The organism is Roseobacter insulae, assembly GCF_019375555.1.
GTDB lineage: Bacteria > Pseudomonadota > Alphaproteobacteria > Rhodobacterales > Rhodobacteraceae > Roseobacter > Roseobacter insulae.
Genome location: NZ_JAHXDN010000007.1, coordinates 104,753 through 119,958, shown reverse-complemented (window position 1 = coordinate 119,958; position 15,206 = coordinate 104,753). Strand labels below are relative to the sequence as shown.

The window sequence follows — 15,206 nt, the reverse complement described above, 5'->3', positions numbered from 1 at the left end:
CGGCGCATCAGTCCTTCGGCGCAGGCGCGCCGCCCTCAAAGGCATTGCCGTTAACGTAGTCACATGGCGCTTCCTGCATTTCGAGATGCAGATTGTCGCCATGGTAGGGATGCGCGCGCGCCAGTGTTTCATCCACGTCGATTCCGAGGCCGGGCGCCTCCGGTGGAATGATGAACCCGTCTTCGACGCGAATGCTGCCTTTGATCAGCGCGTCGTGGAAGGGCGTCTCAATCGTCTCTGCCATCAACAGGTTGGGGATCGAGGCGGCAAGGTGCACATTCGCGGCCCACTCTACCGGGCCCGCGTAGAGATGCGGGGCCATCTGCGCATTGTAGACTTCCGCCATGGCTGCCACCTTCTTCATCTCCCAGATGCCGCCCGCGCGCCCCAGGGCGGGTTGCAGGATCGTTGCGGCCCCGGCCCGCAGCACCGGTGCGAATTCAGCCTTCGTGGTCAGCCGCTCGCCGGTTGCGACGGGAATGCGCACGCTGCGCGCGACCTTGGCCATCTCCTCGATTGAATCCGGCGGTATGGGTTCTTCGAACCACAGGGGTGAATAGGGTTCCAACGCCTGTCCCAGCCGAATTGCACCCGCGGTGGTGAATTGCCCGTGGGTGCCGAACAGCAGGTCGGCCCTGTCACCCACCGCGGCGCGAATGGCTTTGCAGAAGGCGACGGATTGGGAAATATCGCTCATCGCGGGCATATGGCCACCGCGCAGGGTGTAGGGACCGGCGGGGTCAAACTTGACGGCTGTGTACCCCTTTGCCACCATCGCAGAGGCGCTTTCCGCGGCGAGATCCGGTGAAGTCCAGAAGGCCGTCATGTCATGCCGGGGCAGGGGATAGAGGTAGGTGTAGGCCCGGATACGCTCATTCATACGCCCGCCAAGCAAGGCCCACACCGGGCGGTTTCGGGCTTTGCCAAGAATGTCCCAGCAGGCGATCTCAAGCCCGGAAAACGCGCCCATAACCGTCAGATCCGGCCGCTGCGTGAAGCCGGATGAATAGGTGCGGCGGAACATCTTTTCGATGTTTTCGGGGTTCTCACCCGCCATGTGTCGGGAAAACACGTCTTCGATCACCGCGCGCATGGCCTCGGGTCCGATGGAGGACGCATAGCATTCTCCCCATCCGGTGATACCGTCATCGGTCGTGAGCTTGACGAGAATCCAGTAGCGGCCGCCCCACCCGGGTGCAGGCGGTGCGGTGACCACGATATCCAAATCCGCGAGCTTCATCGCTATGTCCTTTCAGCCTTTGGGGGTGTGCTCTCCCCACTGAGGGTCCTTCTCGCTACCGGTCGAAAACGATGACGTTGCGCCGGGCCGCCCCGGATTTGGTGTCGGCAATAGCCTCGTTGATCTCATCCAGACTCCAGCGGCCGGAAATCAGCTCGTCGAGTTTCAGACGGCCCTGCGTGTAAAGGTCTACCATCCACGGAATGTCGCGCTGGATCACCACGTCACCCATTTTTGAACCGACCATGCCCTGACCGACGGCGGCGAGAATGACCGGCTCATACGTCGATTCGGCGCCGGAATGCGGCATGCCGACCATGACAACCCTGCCGCCATACCCGAGATACCGGGGCGCCCGATCATAGGCGGGAATTGCCCCGACGGTGACGATCACCGCGTCAGCACCCCGCCCACCCATGGCGGCGATAGCAGCTTTCCACGGCTTGTCACCGGTTGCCAGCACACCATCCGTTGCGCCGAATTCCTTGGCGGTTTCCAGTTTCTCCGTGCTCATGTCCACCGCGACGATCCGGCGCGCGCCCGCGATCCGCGCACCCTGAATGGCATTCAGGCCGACGCCACCGGCACCGATGACAACAACGTCCTGACCCGCCCGCAACCGGGCGGCGTTGACCACGGCCCCGACCCCGGTGATCACACCGCAAGCGATCAGGGAGGCTGCGTCTTTCGGGATGTCCGGGCTGATCCGGACCACCTGATTTTGATCGACAACCACTTTTTCAGCGAAGCCGCCCGTGGCCATCGCCTGATGCAGCTTGCCGCCATCGCTGGTTTTGATGGGTCCGTGATCGCCGTCATAGGGTGTTTCGCACAACGTTGGTTTGCCGCCCGCACAGTTGCCGCAGGTTCCACAGGCGCGGATCAGGGTGACAACCACACTGTCCCCTTCGGCAAGGCCGCGGACCGCGTCGCCAACCTTGCTGACCACACCGGCGGCCTCGTGTCCGTATACGGCCGGCAACGACCCGCCCCATGCGCCCTCGGCATAGGAGATGTCGGAATGGCATATTGCCACCGCACCCAAGGTCACCTCGACTTCGCCCTGGTGCGGGCCCCTCAGTTGAATTTGTTCGATTTGCAATGGTGCGCCAAAGGCATGGCACACGGCGGCTTTAATGGTTTGCATCGGTCTGCCGTCTTTCTCAGGCGCCGGGGCGCGGGTGATCATCCGGGGGAGGGTGCCTTCAAGCGAGACCCGGTGCAAGTATCAACGCGACATGTAATGTCGCAGTTATCCCGCTTTTTCCACGGTATCCGCCGCCGGTTTGAAACCGAGAAATACAATCAGTCCCAGGGCCATCAGGACCGCTGACAGGATGAAGGGGGCACCTGGCAGGTACAGTGGCGCCGCATCCGCGGTGAAGCTCGCGAATACGCTTGTCATCATCATCGGCGACAGGATCATCGCCAGGGCAGTGGCAGAGGTCAGCGCGCCCTGCAACTCGCCCTGTGCATCCTGACCGACCGCCTTTGACATAATGCCCTGCAGCGCAGGCGTGATCACGGCGGCCAGTGCGGCCAGCGGGGTAAGGATCAATGCGACGGTGCCGCTGGTGACGAACGCCAGTGCCAGAAAGGCTGCGATATCAAAGACGTGCCCATAAAGAACGGTACCGCGCTCCCCAAGAAGTCGCAAAACCCAACGGATCAGGCCGCCCTGGACGATTGCCATCATGACGCCGAACAGCGCAAGGCTGAGACCGATGGTGGCGGGGTCCCATCCAAACCGCTCCTTGCCGAAGAACGACCAGACAGCCGGATAGACCATGAAGGCGACCTGATAGAGGAAATAGACAGCCAGCAAGGGCCCGACGCCCGGCAGGCTGCTGAGCTGGCGCACGCTGCCCAGCGGGTTGGCGCGCGACCAGCGGAAGGGGCGGCGAATAGCATCGGTGACGGTCTCGCGCAGCACAAAGTAGCCGAAAACGGCATTGAGCGCCGCCAGAACGGCCGCGGCATAGAAGGGCGCGCGCGTGCCATATTCTGCCAGCAGGCCGCCAAGCAGGGGGCCCAGAACGAAACCGATCCCGAAGGCCGCACCGATCAGGCCAAAATTTGCAGCGCGATCCTCGGGGCCGGAGATATCCGCCATGTAGGCGTTCGCGGTGGATTGGGTGGCGGCCGTGATCCCGCCGACGATGCGACCGGCAAGCAACAAGAAAATGCTGCCTGCAACCGCCATCACCAGGTAATCCAGTGCCATGACCACGAGGGACACCAGCAATACAGGCCGTCGCCCATACCGGTCTGACAGCCCGCCGATGATCGGACCGAAGAGGAACTGCATGACCGCAAAGCTGGTGGACAGAACGCCACCCCACAGCGCCGCCTTGCTCAATCCCGTGCCCTGAACCTCCTGTATCAGATCGGGCATGACCGGAATGATCAGGCCAATGCCCATCGAATCCAGCGTTACGGTTACAAGGATGAACAGGACCGCTGGCCGCATGCGTCAGAGGGCCCGAACGCGGGCTGCGAACCGCCGCGCGTCCTGCGGTGCCTGACCAAGTTGAGCCGCAGACCGGAAGAGGGAGGGCGGTAAATCCGGATAACGCTCCCTCGCGATCTCGGGCAAGGGTCGCCCGGTCGATACCGCGTCGCCGCACAGTGCCTTGGTGGTCTGTTGCGCTTCCGGGCGGGGCATCCGTTCGGCAAGCGCGAAACTCAACGCTTCGGCGTAAATCAACCCCAGACCCTGGTCCAGCGTGCGCGCCATCCAGGCGGCGTCGGGACGCAGGGAGCGAGACAACGCCACCGCGTGCTGCAAGGATGCAGCACATGTCAGGGCGATTTGCGGCACGACCATCCATTCGGTGAACCACGCGGCGCCGTCGCGCTGGTATTGATGACTGCCCGCAGCCTGCAAGGTGGCTGTTAACCCGGCCATCTGATGCGAAAGAGCGATGAGCGCCGACGGCCTGATTGGGTTTTGCTTTTGCGGCATCGTCGATGACGCACCCGCGCGCCCCAGTGAGACTTCGTGAACTTCAGTGGCGGCCATGCCGGTCAGAGTGCTGCCCATGCCACCAAGGGTCGCGGCAATCCCGGACATCCAGCCCGCGATGCGCAAGACCGGACCGCGGTCGGTGTGCCACGACCGGGCAGGATCCCGCAGCCCGAGGCCTTCGGCGAAAGCCGCGCGCAACGCGGGAACATCGGCCCCGAGGGCAGAGGCTGTGCCCGCTGCCCCGGACAGAGAGACCCACAGGTTTTGCGCGCGCAGCGCGGGCAGGGCGTCAAGCGCGTCCAGCAATGGCGCGCCCCAGCCCGCCAGCACCGCGCCCCAGCTTGTTGGCGTCGCCTGCTGGCTGTAGGTGCGTGCGGGCATCGGCAGTTCCGCGTGCTTGTCCGCCTGTTCTGACAGGCGTGTGAGAATTTGCCGAATGTCAGTTTCGGCGAGAACCAGCGCCTGACGCAACCGCAGCATCAGCCCGGTATCGATAATGTCCTGAGAGGTCGCGCCCCAGTGCAGATATTGTGCGTGTTCGGGCGCGTTCATTTCCGCCCGGAAGGCGGCCAGCATGCCCGGCACACTCACGCCGTTTTCACCCGTGGCCTCGGCCAGTGCGCCGGGATCGATCTGGATTTCCAGCGTCGCGCGGTGAATGGCGGCCGCGCTGGTTTCGGGGATTACGCCCAGCTGTCCCTGCGCCTTGGCCAAAGCGCCTTCGACCAGCAGCATCGCGCGTATGCTGGCGCTGTCACTGAACAATCGTCCGGTCTCACCCGTGGGAAACAGCTGCGCATAAAGCGGGCTGTCGAAAACGCATGCAGCCATCGCTCAGCGACGCCTTTGCGGGGAAGGCGGTGCGTCACACATGGCCAACCTCCTTCAGGAACCGTGTCAGGATCGCCCCGTATTCCTCGGGTTGTTCGACACAGGGCAGATGGCCGGCCTTGCGGATAATATGAAACTGGCTGCCGGGGATCAGATCCACGGTTTCGCGCACCATATCGGGGGGTGTGGAGCCATCTTCAGCACCCGCAATGCCCAGGGTGGGCAGCCGCAAACCCGCGGTTGTCGTGAAGAAATCCGTGCCTGAAATGGCGGCGGAACAGCCCATGTACCCTTCGTCATTTTGCTGCGTCAGCATGTTGCGCCAGAGTTCCAGTTCCGGCAACGCGCGGAAGTCTTTCGAAAACCATCTGTCCATCACCGCATCCGCGAGGCTTTCGATCCCCCCCGCGCGCACGCTGTCAATGCGATCTGCCCACAGGTCCGGCGTGCCGATTTTGGCCGCCGTGTTCGACAGGACCATGGCCCTGATCATATCGAGACGTTTGACCGCAAGGCCCTGGGCTATCATGCCGCCGATCGACAGGCCGACAAAAACGCAATCGCGCACTTCCAGATGATCCAGCAGTTTTTCGGCATCGGTGACGAGGGCTCCCATCGCGTAGGGGCTTTGCGGACAGGATGACAGCCCGTGCCCACGCTTGTCATACCGTATGATCCTGAGACCGTCGGGCAGGAAGGGCAGGACCAGATCCCACAAGCGCAAATCGGTTCCCAGCGAATTTGCGAAAACCACGGGTGCTCCGGTATCCGGACCATCCACGCGGTAGTGCAACCGCACGTCGCCTAGATCGAGCATTTTCATGCAGCATCACCCCTATCTTGTCGAAAATCTTCATGTTCCATGTCCAGCGCGCGCTGAAAGACATCCCTGTCCACATTGCCACCGGAAATGGTGACAATTACGTCCTCTCCCCCGATCTCAGCGCCGTGAAACAGCGCCGCAGCCAGCGCCACGGCCCCCCCGGGTTCGGCCACGATCTTGAGCCGGTTGAACGCAAGCGCCATGGCGCGCATCGCGTCTTTTTCTGAGACAACGAGGCCGGGACCGGCAAGCCGCTTCAGAATTGGGAAGGTCAGCACACCGGGCTGCGGCGTCACAATGGCGTCGCACAGGCTGCCAGCCAGCGACTTGTTTCGCTCGATCCGACCCGAGGCGAGGGAGCGGGCGACATCGTCGTACCCCTGCGGCTCGGCGGGACGGACCCGCAACTGCGGGGCGTCTGCTTCCAGCGCCAGCGCGATGCCGGAAGAGAACCCCCCGCCACCGCAGCAGACGATGACATCTGCCTTAGATATCCCCTTTTCGGCAGCTTGTTGCGCAATCTCCAGCCCGGTAGTGCCTTGTCCGGCAATCACCTCCGGGTCGTCGTAGGGTTTAATCAGTGTCAGGCCACGTGCTGCCGACAATTCGTCGCCAATGGCATCGCGATCTTCCCCGTTTGCGCGATCATAGAGAACAACCTCCGCCCCCAGCGCCTTCGTATTCTCGATTTTCACCCGTGGCGCATCCTGCGGCATGATGATCACCGCCTGCGTGCCATGCGACCGCGCCGCCAGCGCCACGCCCTGCGCATGGTTGCCGCTGGAAAACGCAATGACCCCACGTGCTCGCGCCGCCTCCGAAAGGGCGGAAACGGCAGACCATGCACCGCGGAATTTGAAGCTGCCGGTATGCTGCAGACACTCTGGTTTGATCCACACCCGGCGTCCGGCGATGTCATCCAGAAATGGTGATGACAACAGCGGCGTGCGGCGCGCGTGGCCTGCCAGACGTGTGGCGGCGGCTCGGATCATCTCGATATTCATGTCAGCGCATTTGTCCATGTTTGCAATGCCGCGACCGATTCCGGTTCGTCCAGAAACGGGATGTGCCCGCGTCCGGACACGGTAACACTTATCATATCGGGGCGGCGGCGTTCCATCTCGGTCAGGGTTTCGACGCTCAGCAAGTCGGAGTTTTCGCCCCTTATGCAGGCCAGGGGCAGACCCTCCAACGCGTCGAAGTAAGGCCACAGGTCCGGTGCCGCCTGCGCGCCCATAGCTTCGATGGCATCGCGCAACCGCGGATCATAGGTGATTTCCAGACCATCCGCGGTTTCGCGAAAATGCTTGTAGGCCTCCTCCAGCCACCGGTTTTGCGGAACATCCGTGAACCCGCTGTACATCTGCGCCATGACATGCGCGGCGTCCGCATGGGTCTTTGCGGCCGGATTGCGCCCCAGATAGCCGGAGATGAACTTCAACCCTTCCTGTTCGATCACCGGTCCGATGTCGTTCAGGGCGACACCTGACAGCCGCTCCTTTGCGCCCATCGCGAGGCCCATCGCGTTCAGCCCTCCGCGCGAGGTGCCGATGATCGCGACCTTGTCGAGACCGAGGTGATCGAGAAGCTCAAGTGCGTCGCGGCATTCGACGGGCAGCGCATAATTCTGCCATGTCTCGTCCCAATCAGACTTGCCGCGCCCGCGGTAGTCCATCTTGATCAGCCGGACATTTTGAAGATGCGGCGTGACATAGTCGAAATCTGCCGTCGTCCGCGTCAAACCCGCAAGGCAAAGTACCGGCGGCCCCTTGCCTTCGTCCGTATAATACAGCGATAGGCCGTCTGATGTCGTGAAATATGCCATTACAACCCTGCCAAACCCGGGATGCCGGTCAGATCGCTCAGAACGTGCTGCGGCACCCATGGCAACCTGTCTACCGGATCGTTCGCACGATTGACCCATGCGGTTACAAACCCATATCCCGTCGCGCAACCCGCGTCCCACCCGTTTGACGACACGAACAGGACTTCCGTCTTGTCACAGCCAAAGCGCCTGCCCACCAGATCGTAGACTTTTTCGTCTGGTTTAAATACGCCCACCGTCTCGACGGATAAGGTATCGTCCAACACATCCGCAATCCCGGCCGAGGCGACGGCACCCTGCAACATGTCGGGCGAGCCGTTCGACAGGATCGCCGTCTGCATGCCGCCGGCTTTTAACCTGTGTAACATCCCGGGAACCTCCGGATAGGCTTCAAGCTGCCAATAAAGCGCCAGCAGCCGTTCGCGCAACGCCGGATCACCGTCCAGGCCGGTTTTTTCCAGCGCCCAGTCCAATCCCTGCTGCGTGACGTTCCAGAAGTCATCATGCGCGCCCACCACAGCCCGCAACCACGTATACTGCAGCTGTTTGTTGCGCCAATGCTCTGCCAGGGCCGGCCATGTATCGGAGAGTTGCGCGAAATCGGGTTCGGACGCGGCCTGACGCGCCGCAGCCGCAACATCGAACAACGTGCCATAAGCATCAAAGATGCAGGTCGTGATCGGCATGATACCATCCCTTCGGGCTGTTTCGGCTTCAGAGTGTCATGGCTCCGCGTGGCCGAAAAGGCCCAAATGCGGAGAATTTCGGGTTTACTCGCGCCGTCAACAGGGGCAGGCTACGGTCATCTCAAGGAGAACCTGCGCAGACACGCGGCCTCCCCCATTCTTTCCAGATCATGATCGGACTACTGATGACCCAGGTTAAATCGGGCGACACTGTTGCCATCCATTACACAGGAACCCTGCTTGATGGCACGACCTTCGACAGTTCAGACGGGCGGGATCCATTGGAGTTTGTTGTGGGGTCCGGTCAGATCATTCCGGGGTTGGACGTGGCAATGCCCGGCATGGTCGTGGGGGACAAGAAGACGGTCGAGATCCCCTGTGCCGAAGCATACGGACCCCTGAATCCCGAAATGCGGCAGGCTGTCCCGCGCGAGGGCATTCCGGCAGATATTCCCCTGGAAGTCGGGACCCAGCTACAAATGCAGACCCCGGACGGTCAGGCAATGCCGGTGATGGTGGTGGAAGTTGACGAAGCAACCGTCACGCTGGATGCGAACCATCCGCTGGCGGGGAAGGACCTGAAATTCGATATCGAGTTGATGTCAATCACCTGACGATGGCGCTTAGCCGTCGTCTTCAGGCCGGTTGATCGGTGTCCGCGACACCGGGAGGCCCGCGATCTTTGCATTGAGTTCCGCGGCCTTCTCGGCAGCGGCGTCCTGAAGCAATCGCGCTTCCTCAGTTGGGAATTCACCGTTCATCAATGCCTCGATAATCGGTTTTGCGTCTTCCAGGCCGCTCAGCAGTTTCGGTTTCAAAACCGGGTCTGACCACATGGCCGCCGAGAATGTCGCTGCCGTGACCGGCATCAGCAACCACGCGTAAAGACGCGCGCGACCGGCGCGCCGGATGCACCGGGCCTGTCGCAGGGTTCGGGAATCAGCATTATGATACATGCCCTCATACTGCAGATTGAATATGGCCTCAGTTGGGCGTCACTTGGGCAGCGCGGCGATCACTTCGCTGGTGGGTTACAGGTTTTCGCCCTGCGGCATCCCAAGCACATGGTATCCGCCGTCAACCCGAATGATCTCTCCCGTCGTGCAGGCCCCGGCGTCAGAGGCGAGGTAGACCGCCGTACCACCGACAGCTTCCAGCGTCGCATTCGAACGCAGGGGCGCGTTCTGATCGGTGAACTTATAGGTTTTGCGCGCACCGCCGATGGCCGCGCCGGCAAGGGTTTTCATCGGGCCGGGGGAAATGGCATTGACCCGGATCCCGTCAGGCCCCAGATCGTTGGCAAGATAGCGCGTCGCGCTTTCCAGTGCGGCCTTGGCGATCCCCATGACATTGTAATTCGGCACTACGCTGTTACTGCCCTGGTAGGTCAGTGTCATCAGCGTGCCGCCTTGTTCGACCATCAGCGGGTGCGCACGCCGTGCCACCTCGATGAATGAATATGCGCTGATGTCCATGGTTTGCTTGAAATTGGCGCGGCTGGTGTCGAGAAATCTGCCTGTCAGCTCGTTCTTGTCAGAGAAGGCAATGGCGTGCACCACGAAATCAATGGTTGGCCACCGGGCGCTCAGCTGCTCGAATGCAGTGTCGAGCGAGGCATCGTCGGTGACATCCACATCAACCATGAAATCGGACCCGACCGAGGCTGCCAGAGGCGCGAGGCGGGATCCGAACGCTTCGCCCTGATAGGTGAAGGCCAACTCGGCACCGGCTTCGGACATTGCCCTGGCGATGCCCCACGCGATGGAGCGTTCGTTGGCCACGCCCATGACGAGGCCTCGTTTTCCGTTCAGCAGACCCGACATAAATTACCTCACCCGCGATAGTTCGACATGATCATTGAGCCGTTGGTGCCACCAAACCCGAAGGAATTGGTCATAACGGAATCAAGCCCGGCATTTTCGACCAGCTCCGTCGCGATCTCTGCAGGTTTGAAGGCCGGGTCGAGCGCATCGACGTTGATGGAGGGCGCAATGAAGTCCTCTTTGAGCATCAGCAGGCAGTAGATCGCCTCCTGCGCGCCCGCGGCCCCCTGACTGTGCCCGGTCATCGACTTGGTGGAGCTGACCGGCGGTTGTTGCAGGCCTTCGAAAGCACGGCGCACCGCCTCGATCTCGGGCTGGTCACCCGCCGGGGTCGAGGTGCCATGCGCATTGATATAGCTTACTTTTCGCCCTTCCGGCAGTGTCTGAAGGGCGATCTGCATCGCGCGCCCGCCGCCTTCGCCGGACGGGGCCACCATGTCGTGACCATCCGATGTGGCAGCATAGCCGGTGATCTCCGCGTAGATTTTTGCGCCGCGGGCCAGCGCGTGATCAAGATCTTCCAGCACCAAGATCCCGCCCCCGCCGGAGATGACAAACCCATCGCGGTTGGCATCGAAAGCACGGCTCGCGGTCTCGGGCGCGTCGTTGAACTTGCTGCTCATGGCACCCATCGCGTCGAAAAGGCAGGAAAGCGTCCAGTCCAGCTCCTCGCCGCCGCCCGCGAACATCACGTCCTGCTTGCCCAGCATGATCTGTTCTGCGGCGTTGCCTATGCAATGCAGCGAGGTCGAACAGGCGGAGGTGATCGAATAGTTGATGCCCTTGATCTTATAGGCTGTGCTGAGGTTCGCGCTGACGGTCGATGACATGCACTTGGGCACGGCAAAGGGGCCGATCCGTTTGGTGGCCCCCGTTTCCCTGACCACGGTGTGGGCGGTCAGCATGGCGCTTGTGGACGGGCCACCGGAGCCTGCCACCAGACCCGTGCGCGGATGCGACACCACATCGTCTCCCAAGCCTGAATCCACAATTGCCTGACCCATGGCGATATAGGCGTAGGCGGCGCCGGGTCCCATGAACCGCAGCGTCCGTTTGTCGATATGTTCAGACACGTCGATCTTGAGCGTGCCGGCAACCTGACTGCGGAACCCGTGTTCGACCATCTCGGGGCTGGCGACGATGCCACTCTTGCCGGCCTTGAGCGAGGCCAGCACCTCTTCGGCGTTGTTTCCGATGGATGAGACGATGCCCAATCCTGTCACGACGACGCGGCGCATGGCGCTCTCCTTCATTCTTCCAGACCGTTATGTGGTGTCAGTTTTCTGACAGCGCAACCTTCATATCTGTGACCTGATAGATGGTTTCTCCATCTGCCTCCACACGGCCATTGGCAACACCCATTGTCAAGCGCCGGGTCTGGATGGCTTTTGTAAAATCAACGTAATAGGTCAACATTTTGCGATCCGGACGCACCATGCCTGTCAACTTGACCTCGCCGACCCCAAGCGCATAACCGCGCCCCTGCCAGCCGCGCCAGCCGAGGTTAAAACCCGTCAACTGCCACAGCCCGTCGAGGCCCAGACAGCCGGGCATGATCGGGTTGCCGGGAAAGTGGCATTCGAAGAACCACAAGTCAGGCTGGACATCGAATTCAGCGACCACATGGCCTTTGCCATGTTCGCCACCGTCCCCCGAGATGTCGGTAATCCGGTCCATCATCAGCATCGGCGGTTCGGGCAACTGGGCGTTGCCGGGCCCGAACAACTCCCCGCGGGCGCATTTCAGCAGGTCATCTTTGTCAAAGCTTGTGGGGTATTGGGCCATACTGGCGCGTCTCCTGCTCGGCAAGTCTTGTTGGTTAAACCCCTCTAGCACCCGCTTCGCAAGCTCTGCAAGAGCGTCACGCCGTGTCCGGTATTCTGTCATCAGGGGCAAAACTGCGGATGGTCATGCCGCGAAATCACTGGAATCCAATTGAAAACACCGCATGATACCCCTTATATACCTACGGTAAGGTCACAAGAGGGTGCGATGACAAGTGCGCAACATAACGTAGGGACTTCATGGCTCGCGAAGGCGGGGCTGCGACCCACGCGTCAGAGGGTGACACTGGCCGCGCTGCTGATCGGCGACGGGCAGCATCGTCACGTGACCGCTGAAAGCCTTTTTGAAGCTGCCAAAAGCCAGGGTGAAGCCGTGTCCTTGGCGACCGTCTACAACACCCTGCGCGCCTTTTGCGATGTTGGCCTTGTACAGGAGGTCACGGTGGACGGCTCAAAAAGCTACTTTGACACGAACACCCATGATCATCCGCATTTTTACTGGGAAGAGGACGCGAAGCTTACCGATGCGCCCTCGGAAGATCTGGTCATCGCGCAATTGCCAGATGCGCCGGACGGGGCGGAGATTGCCTCCGTCGATGTGGTCATTCGCCTGCGGCGGAAATCCTGAATCAAGGCCGGGGCGATGCCGGCTGACAAGTGTCGTGCGTGACGCCTGATCCCCTCAGTAAATGACGAGACACGCCCACATGTATTGGCGGGCTTCTGCTGCGAACGCCTCCCCTCAGCCGCGTATGATCCGCAAGAGTTGCGGGCATGACGCACCTTCATTGCGCATAAGGTGCAGGCATAGGCGCTGCGCGGCATTCGACAGCCGGGTGCCGGATTGTTAAGTCTGAGGTGACAGGGACCGTCAGTGTTTCGGCGTCAGCGTGGCGCTCAGAACCACTGTCCCGGTTCCATCAGCCCCAGGTCCAACAGTTGCCGGGAATGCCATTCGAAGGGCGCGGAATTGTGCCACTTGAACGTATGGATATCATGGGTGCTCCCGGGGTTGCTTTTGAGCGCCTTGGCGGTGCGGAAAGAACAAATCGCCGCCGTGATGTTGTGATGCCAGGGACAGGCATAGGTGTTGTATTCCTCGTCTGAAAACGTGTGGTCGTCGCGCAAGACCAGGCCCGGTTTCGCCCGGAAAAGCGCTATGCGGTCAATCTTGCGCCGGGCGTAGGGGATGTGTTCTTCGAAACGCCACCGCAACCCGCCAAAGAAATCAAGCTGTCGCTCCTTGGGGTCGTAATTGCGTGTCGCGTCCTTGCGGGCCAGCGCATAGTATCCGGAGCGGTCCAGATGCGCGCGGTCCAGCGATACCGCGTCCGGGTGTTGCCCCAGATCGTCGGAATAAAGGTCCACCACATAGGTCAGCATCGCATCGCGCCGTTCTTCGGTATGGAACGCCAGCATTTCGCCGATGCTGCGTGTTTCGCAAAACGGGAAAAACAGGTACTCGGCGTTGTAGCAGTAGAACATCCACGTGTTGGGGGCCATCGCGGCCAGCTGGCTGACGGCCTGTTCGACCGCGCCCTCCGCCGTGGCGTCATAATCGATGCGGTGGACTTGGCCGACCAGATCGCCGGGCAGATCGAATACAGCGGGCATCAGGGCGATGACGCAGGCGAAACCTGTTTGCTGATGGTGCCGCAGCGTTGTTGCAACCTCAACATCATCCTCGACGAAAACAAGCGCGATTGGCCCTTGTTTCAGGGCATCGGCCCCGCGTTTCTGGAAGTCTTTGAGGTTTTTATACTGCATCGATGGCTCCACGGGGGGACATGACGCAGAATCAGTTAAATCGACGTGCATTGCAAGCCATTGCAGGGGCTGATAGGCACCGCGCCAACCCCTTTTGATCCGGATCCGCCCCATGACTGCGCCCAAGAAGCTATTCATCAAGACCTACGGCTGTCAGATGAACGTTTATGACAGCGAACGAATGGCGGAATCCCTTGGCGAGCAGGGCTACGTAGCGACGGAAAACGCCGCAGATGCGGATATGATCCTGCTTAACACCTGCCACATCCGCGAAAAGGCCGCCGAGAAAGTGTATTCCGAACTTGGCCGACTGAAGGCGCTCAAGGCCGAGAAGCCGGATCTGAAGATCGGCGTGGCGGGATGCGTGGCCCAAGCCGAAGGCGAAGAGATCATGCGCCGCCAGCCGGCGGTGGATCTTGTGGTGGGGCCGCAATCCTATCATCGGCTGCCGGATATGGAGGCGCGCGTCCGGTCCGGCGAGAAATCTCTGAATACCGACTTCCCCGAGGAAGACAAATTTGCCGCCCTCGAAAGCCGCCCCAAGGCGGCGCGGGCACCCTCCGCCTTTCTGACCGTTCAGGAAGGCTGCGACAAATTCTGCGCTTTCTGTGTTGTTCCTTATACACGTGGGGCAGAATCCAGCCGACCGGTCGCCCGTATTCTTGAGGAGGCTCGTGACCTCGTGGATCGGGGTGTGCGCGAAATCACGCTCTTGGGCCAAAACGTGAATGCTTACCATGGCATGGGCGCCGATGGGTCAGACAAGAGCCTTGCAGAGCTCATTTGGGCACTGAACGACATTGACGGGCTGGCGCGCATTCGCTTCACCACATCGCACCCCAACGACATGACAGATGATCTGATCGAAGCGCATGGCGCATGCGACAAGCTCATGCCCTATCTGCATTTGCCGGTTCAGTCCGGGTCTGACCGCATCCTCAAACGGATGAACCGCAGCCATACGGCAGAAAGCTATCTGCAGGTGATCGACCGTATTCGTGCCGCGCGTCCGGATATCCTGATGTCGGGTGATTTCATCGTCGGTTTCCCGGAAGAGACAGAAGAAGACTTTCAGGCGACGCTCGACCTGATCGAAGCGGTGAAATACGGGTATGCCTATTCGTTCAAATACTCGACCCGCCCCGGCACACCCGCCGCGGAGCGCGCCCAGGTGGACCCGGACGTGGCGGATGACCGCCTGCAGCGGATACAAGCGCTGATCACCCGCCAGCAGCAGGAAATTCAACGCGACATGGTGGGACGGAATTTGCATGTCCTCGTGGAAAAGAGCGGTCGCAATCCGGGGCAGATGGTCGGGAAATCAGAATACCTGCATGCGGTGCATATCGACAATTCCGACGCCCGCGTCGGTGACATCGTGCCGGTGAGAATCACGGAGGCGAAGCGAAACTCCCTCGCGGCATTGCGGCGAAAATAAGGGTTAACTTTGCACAATATG

16 protein-coding genes are annotated in these 15,206 nt (G+C 61.1%); 3 read left to right on the top strand and 13 right to left on the bottom strand.

The genetic code is table 11. From position 1 onward, the window contains the following. Positions 1–7: 7 nt before the first annotated feature. The 8 genes from KX928_RS21430 to KX928_RS21395 form a co-directional block, all read right to left on the bottom strand. Entirely contained in the window at positions 8–1,240 is a 1,233-nt protein-coding gene (locus KX928_RS21430) for a mandelate racemase/muconate lactonizing enzyme family protein (RefSeq protein ID WP_219506813.1), read from the bottom strand. Between the two features lie 55 nt (positions 1,241–1,295). Then, positions 1,296–2,387 carry a Zn-dependent alcohol dehydrogenase gene (locus tag KX928_RS21425; RefSeq protein WP_219506811.1) on the bottom strand — a complete coding sequence of 364 codons (1,092 nt, stop codon included), beginning with the start codon at positions 2,385–2,387 and terminating at the stop codon, positions 1,296–1,298. A 105-nt stretch (positions 2,388–2,492) separates the two neighbouring features. Then, positions 2,493–3,710 carry a TCR/Tet family MFS transporter gene (locus KX928_RS21420; protein WP_219506810.1) on the bottom strand — a complete coding sequence of 406 codons (1,218 nt, stop codon included), beginning with the start codon at positions 3,708–3,710 and terminating at the stop codon, positions 2,493–2,495. Positions 3,711–3,713: 3 nt separating this feature from the next. Then, positions 3,714–5,039: a lyase family protein gene (locus KX928_RS21415; protein ID WP_219506808.1), complete on the bottom strand. Its 1,326-nt coding sequence runs from the start codon at positions 5,037–5,039 to the stop codon at positions 3,714–3,716. Positions 5,040–5,073: 34 nt separating this feature from the next. Next, a complete protein-coding gene (gene pcaD, locus KX928_RS21410; RefSeq protein ID WP_219506806.1) occupies positions 5,074–5,862 on the bottom strand; it encodes a 3-oxoadipate enol-lactonase in 789 nt (262 codons plus the stop codon). Beyond that, the gene (locus KX928_RS21405) at positions 5,859–6,866 is read right to left on the bottom strand and encodes a threonine ammonia-lyase (protein WP_219506930.1); all 1,008 of its coding nucleotides are present in this window, start codon (positions 6,864–6,866) and stop codon (positions 5,859–5,861) included. Before KX928_RS21405 ends, pcaD begins: the two co-directional genes overlap by 4 nt. After that, positions 6,863–7,687, bottom strand: coding sequence for an alpha/beta fold hydrolase (locus tag KX928_RS21400; RefSeq protein ID WP_219506804.1), 825 nt, complete (start codon positions 7,685–7,687; stop codon positions 6,863–6,865). Before KX928_RS21400 ends, KX928_RS21405 begins: the two co-directional genes overlap by 4 nt. Then, complete coding sequence (locus KX928_RS21395) at positions 7,687–8,373, bottom strand: haloacid dehalogenase type II (RefSeq protein WP_219506801.1); 687 nt, start codon at positions 8,371–8,373, stop codon at positions 7,687–7,689. Before KX928_RS21395 ends, KX928_RS21400 begins: the two co-directional genes overlap by 1 nt. Positions 8,374–8,558: 185 nt before the next feature. Here KX928_RS21395 and KX928_RS21390 point away from each other — a divergent pair, with 185 nt between their 5' ends. Continuing rightward, on the top strand, positions 8,559–8,987 hold the full coding sequence (locus tag KX928_RS21390; RefSeq protein ID WP_219506796.1) for an FKBP-type peptidyl-prolyl cis-trans isomerase: 429 nt from the start codon (positions 8,559–8,561) through the stop codon (positions 8,985–8,987). Between the two features lie 9 nt (positions 8,988–8,996). Here KX928_RS21390 and KX928_RS21385 read toward each other — a convergent pair whose 3' ends face one another. The 4 genes from KX928_RS21385 to fabA form a co-directional block, all read right to left on the bottom strand. Further along, positions 8,997–9,329: a hypothetical protein gene (locus tag KX928_RS21385; protein ID WP_219506787.1), complete on the bottom strand. Its 333-nt coding sequence runs from the start codon at positions 9,327–9,329 to the stop codon at positions 8,997–8,999. Between the two features lie 75 nt (positions 9,330–9,404). Further along, the gene (locus tag KX928_RS21380; RefSeq protein ID WP_219506785.1) at positions 9,405–10,196 is read right to left on the bottom strand and encodes an enoyl-ACP reductase FabI; all 792 of its coding nucleotides are present in this window, start codon (positions 10,194–10,196) and stop codon (positions 9,405–9,407) included. A gap of 8 nt (positions 10,197–10,204) precedes the next feature. Beyond that, a complete protein-coding gene (gene fabB / locus KX928_RS21375; RefSeq protein ID WP_219506783.1) occupies positions 10,205–11,434 on the bottom strand; it encodes a beta-ketoacyl-ACP synthase I in 1,230 nt (409 codons plus the stop codon). Positions 11,435–11,471: 37 nt separating this feature from the next. Then, positions 11,472–11,981 carry a bifunctional 3-hydroxydecanoyl-ACP dehydratase/trans-2-decenoyl-ACP isomerase gene (fabA, locus tag KX928_RS21370; protein ID WP_219506781.1) on the bottom strand — a complete coding sequence of 170 codons (510 nt, stop codon included), beginning with the start codon at positions 11,979–11,981 and terminating at the stop codon, positions 11,472–11,474. A gap of 207 nt (positions 11,982–12,188) precedes the next feature. Between fabA and irrA the strand changes: the two genes are divergently transcribed. Further along, on the top strand, positions 12,189–12,608 hold the full coding sequence (gene irrA / locus KX928_RS21365) for an iron response transcriptional regulator IrrA (protein ID WP_219506779.1): 420 nt from the start codon (positions 12,189–12,191) through the stop codon (positions 12,606–12,608). Positions 12,609–12,877: 269 nt separating this feature from the next. Here the strand turns inward: irrA and KX928_RS21360 are convergent, their stop codons facing one another. Then, positions 12,878–13,747 (bottom strand): hypothetical protein, encoded by an 870-nt coding sequence (locus tag KX928_RS21360; protein WP_219506777.1) that lies wholly within the window; start codon positions 13,745–13,747, stop codon positions 12,878–12,880. 112 nt (positions 13,748–13,859) lie between these two features. Between KX928_RS21360 and miaB the strand changes: the two genes are divergently transcribed. Continuing rightward, complete coding sequence (gene miaB, locus KX928_RS21355) at positions 13,860–15,185, top strand: tRNA (N6-isopentenyl adenosine(37)-C2)-methylthiotransferase MiaB (protein ID WP_219506769.1); 1,326 nt, start codon at positions 13,860–13,862, stop codon at positions 15,183–15,185. Positions 15,186–15,206: the final 21 nt, after the last annotated feature.

Coding starts and splice junctions, on each gene's coding strand:
- KX928_RS21385 (WP_219506787.1), bottom strand. CDS start 9,329: ATGTATCATAATGCTGATTCCCGAACCCTGCGACAGGCCCGGTGCATC.
- KX928_RS21400 (WP_219506804.1), bottom strand. CDS start 7,687: ATGGCATATTTCACGACATCAGACGGCCTATCGCTGTATTATACGGAC.
- KX928_RS21425 (WP_219506811.1), bottom strand. CDS start 2,387: ATGCAAACCATTAAAGCCGCCGTGTGCCATGCCTTTGGCGCACCATTG.
- KX928_RS21395 (WP_219506801.1), bottom strand. CDS start 8,373: ATGCCGATCACGACCTGCATCTTTGATGCTTATGGCACGTTGTTCGAT.
- KX928_RS21405 (WP_219506930.1), bottom strand. CDS start 6,866: ATGAATATCGAGATGATCCGAGCCGCCGCCACACGTCTGGCAGGCCAC.
- KX928_RS21390 (WP_219506796.1), top strand. CDS start 8,559: ATGACCCAGGTTAAATCGGGCGACACTGTTGCCATCCATTACACAGGA.
- KX928_RS21360 (WP_219506777.1), bottom strand. CDS start 13,747: ATGCAGTATAAAAACCTCAAAGACTTCCAGAAACGCGGGGCCGATGCC.
- KX928_RS21415 (WP_219506808.1), bottom strand. CDS start 5,039: ATGGCTGCATGCGTTTTCGACAGCCCGCTTTATGCGCAGCTGTTTCCC.
- fabA (WP_219506781.1), bottom strand. CDS start 11,981: ATGGCCCAATACCCCACAAGCTTTGACAAAGATGACCTGCTGAAATGC.
- fabB (WP_219506783.1), bottom strand. CDS start 11,434: ATGCGCCGCGTCGTCGTGACAGGATTGGGCATCGTCTCATCCATCGGA.
- KX928_RS21380 (WP_219506785.1), bottom strand. CDS start 10,196: ATGTCGGGTCTGCTGAACGGAAAACGAGGCCTCGTCATGGGCGTGGCC.
- miaB (WP_219506769.1), top strand. CDS start 13,860: ATGACTGCGCCCAAGAAGCTATTCATCAAGACCTACGGCTGTCAGATG.
- KX928_RS21420 (WP_219506810.1), bottom strand. CDS start 3,710: ATGCGGCCAGCGGTCCTGTTCATCCTTGTAACCGTAACGCTGGATTCG.
- irrA (WP_219506779.1), top strand. CDS start 12,189: ATGACAAGTGCGCAACATAACGTAGGGACTTCATGGCTCGCGAAGGCG.
- pcaD (WP_219506806.1), bottom strand. CDS start 5,862: ATGAAAATGCTCGATCTAGGCGACGTGCGGTTGCACTACCGCGTGGAT.
- KX928_RS21430 (WP_219506813.1), bottom strand. CDS start 1,240: ATGAAGCTCGCGGATTTGGATATCGTGGTCACCGCACCGCCTGCACCC.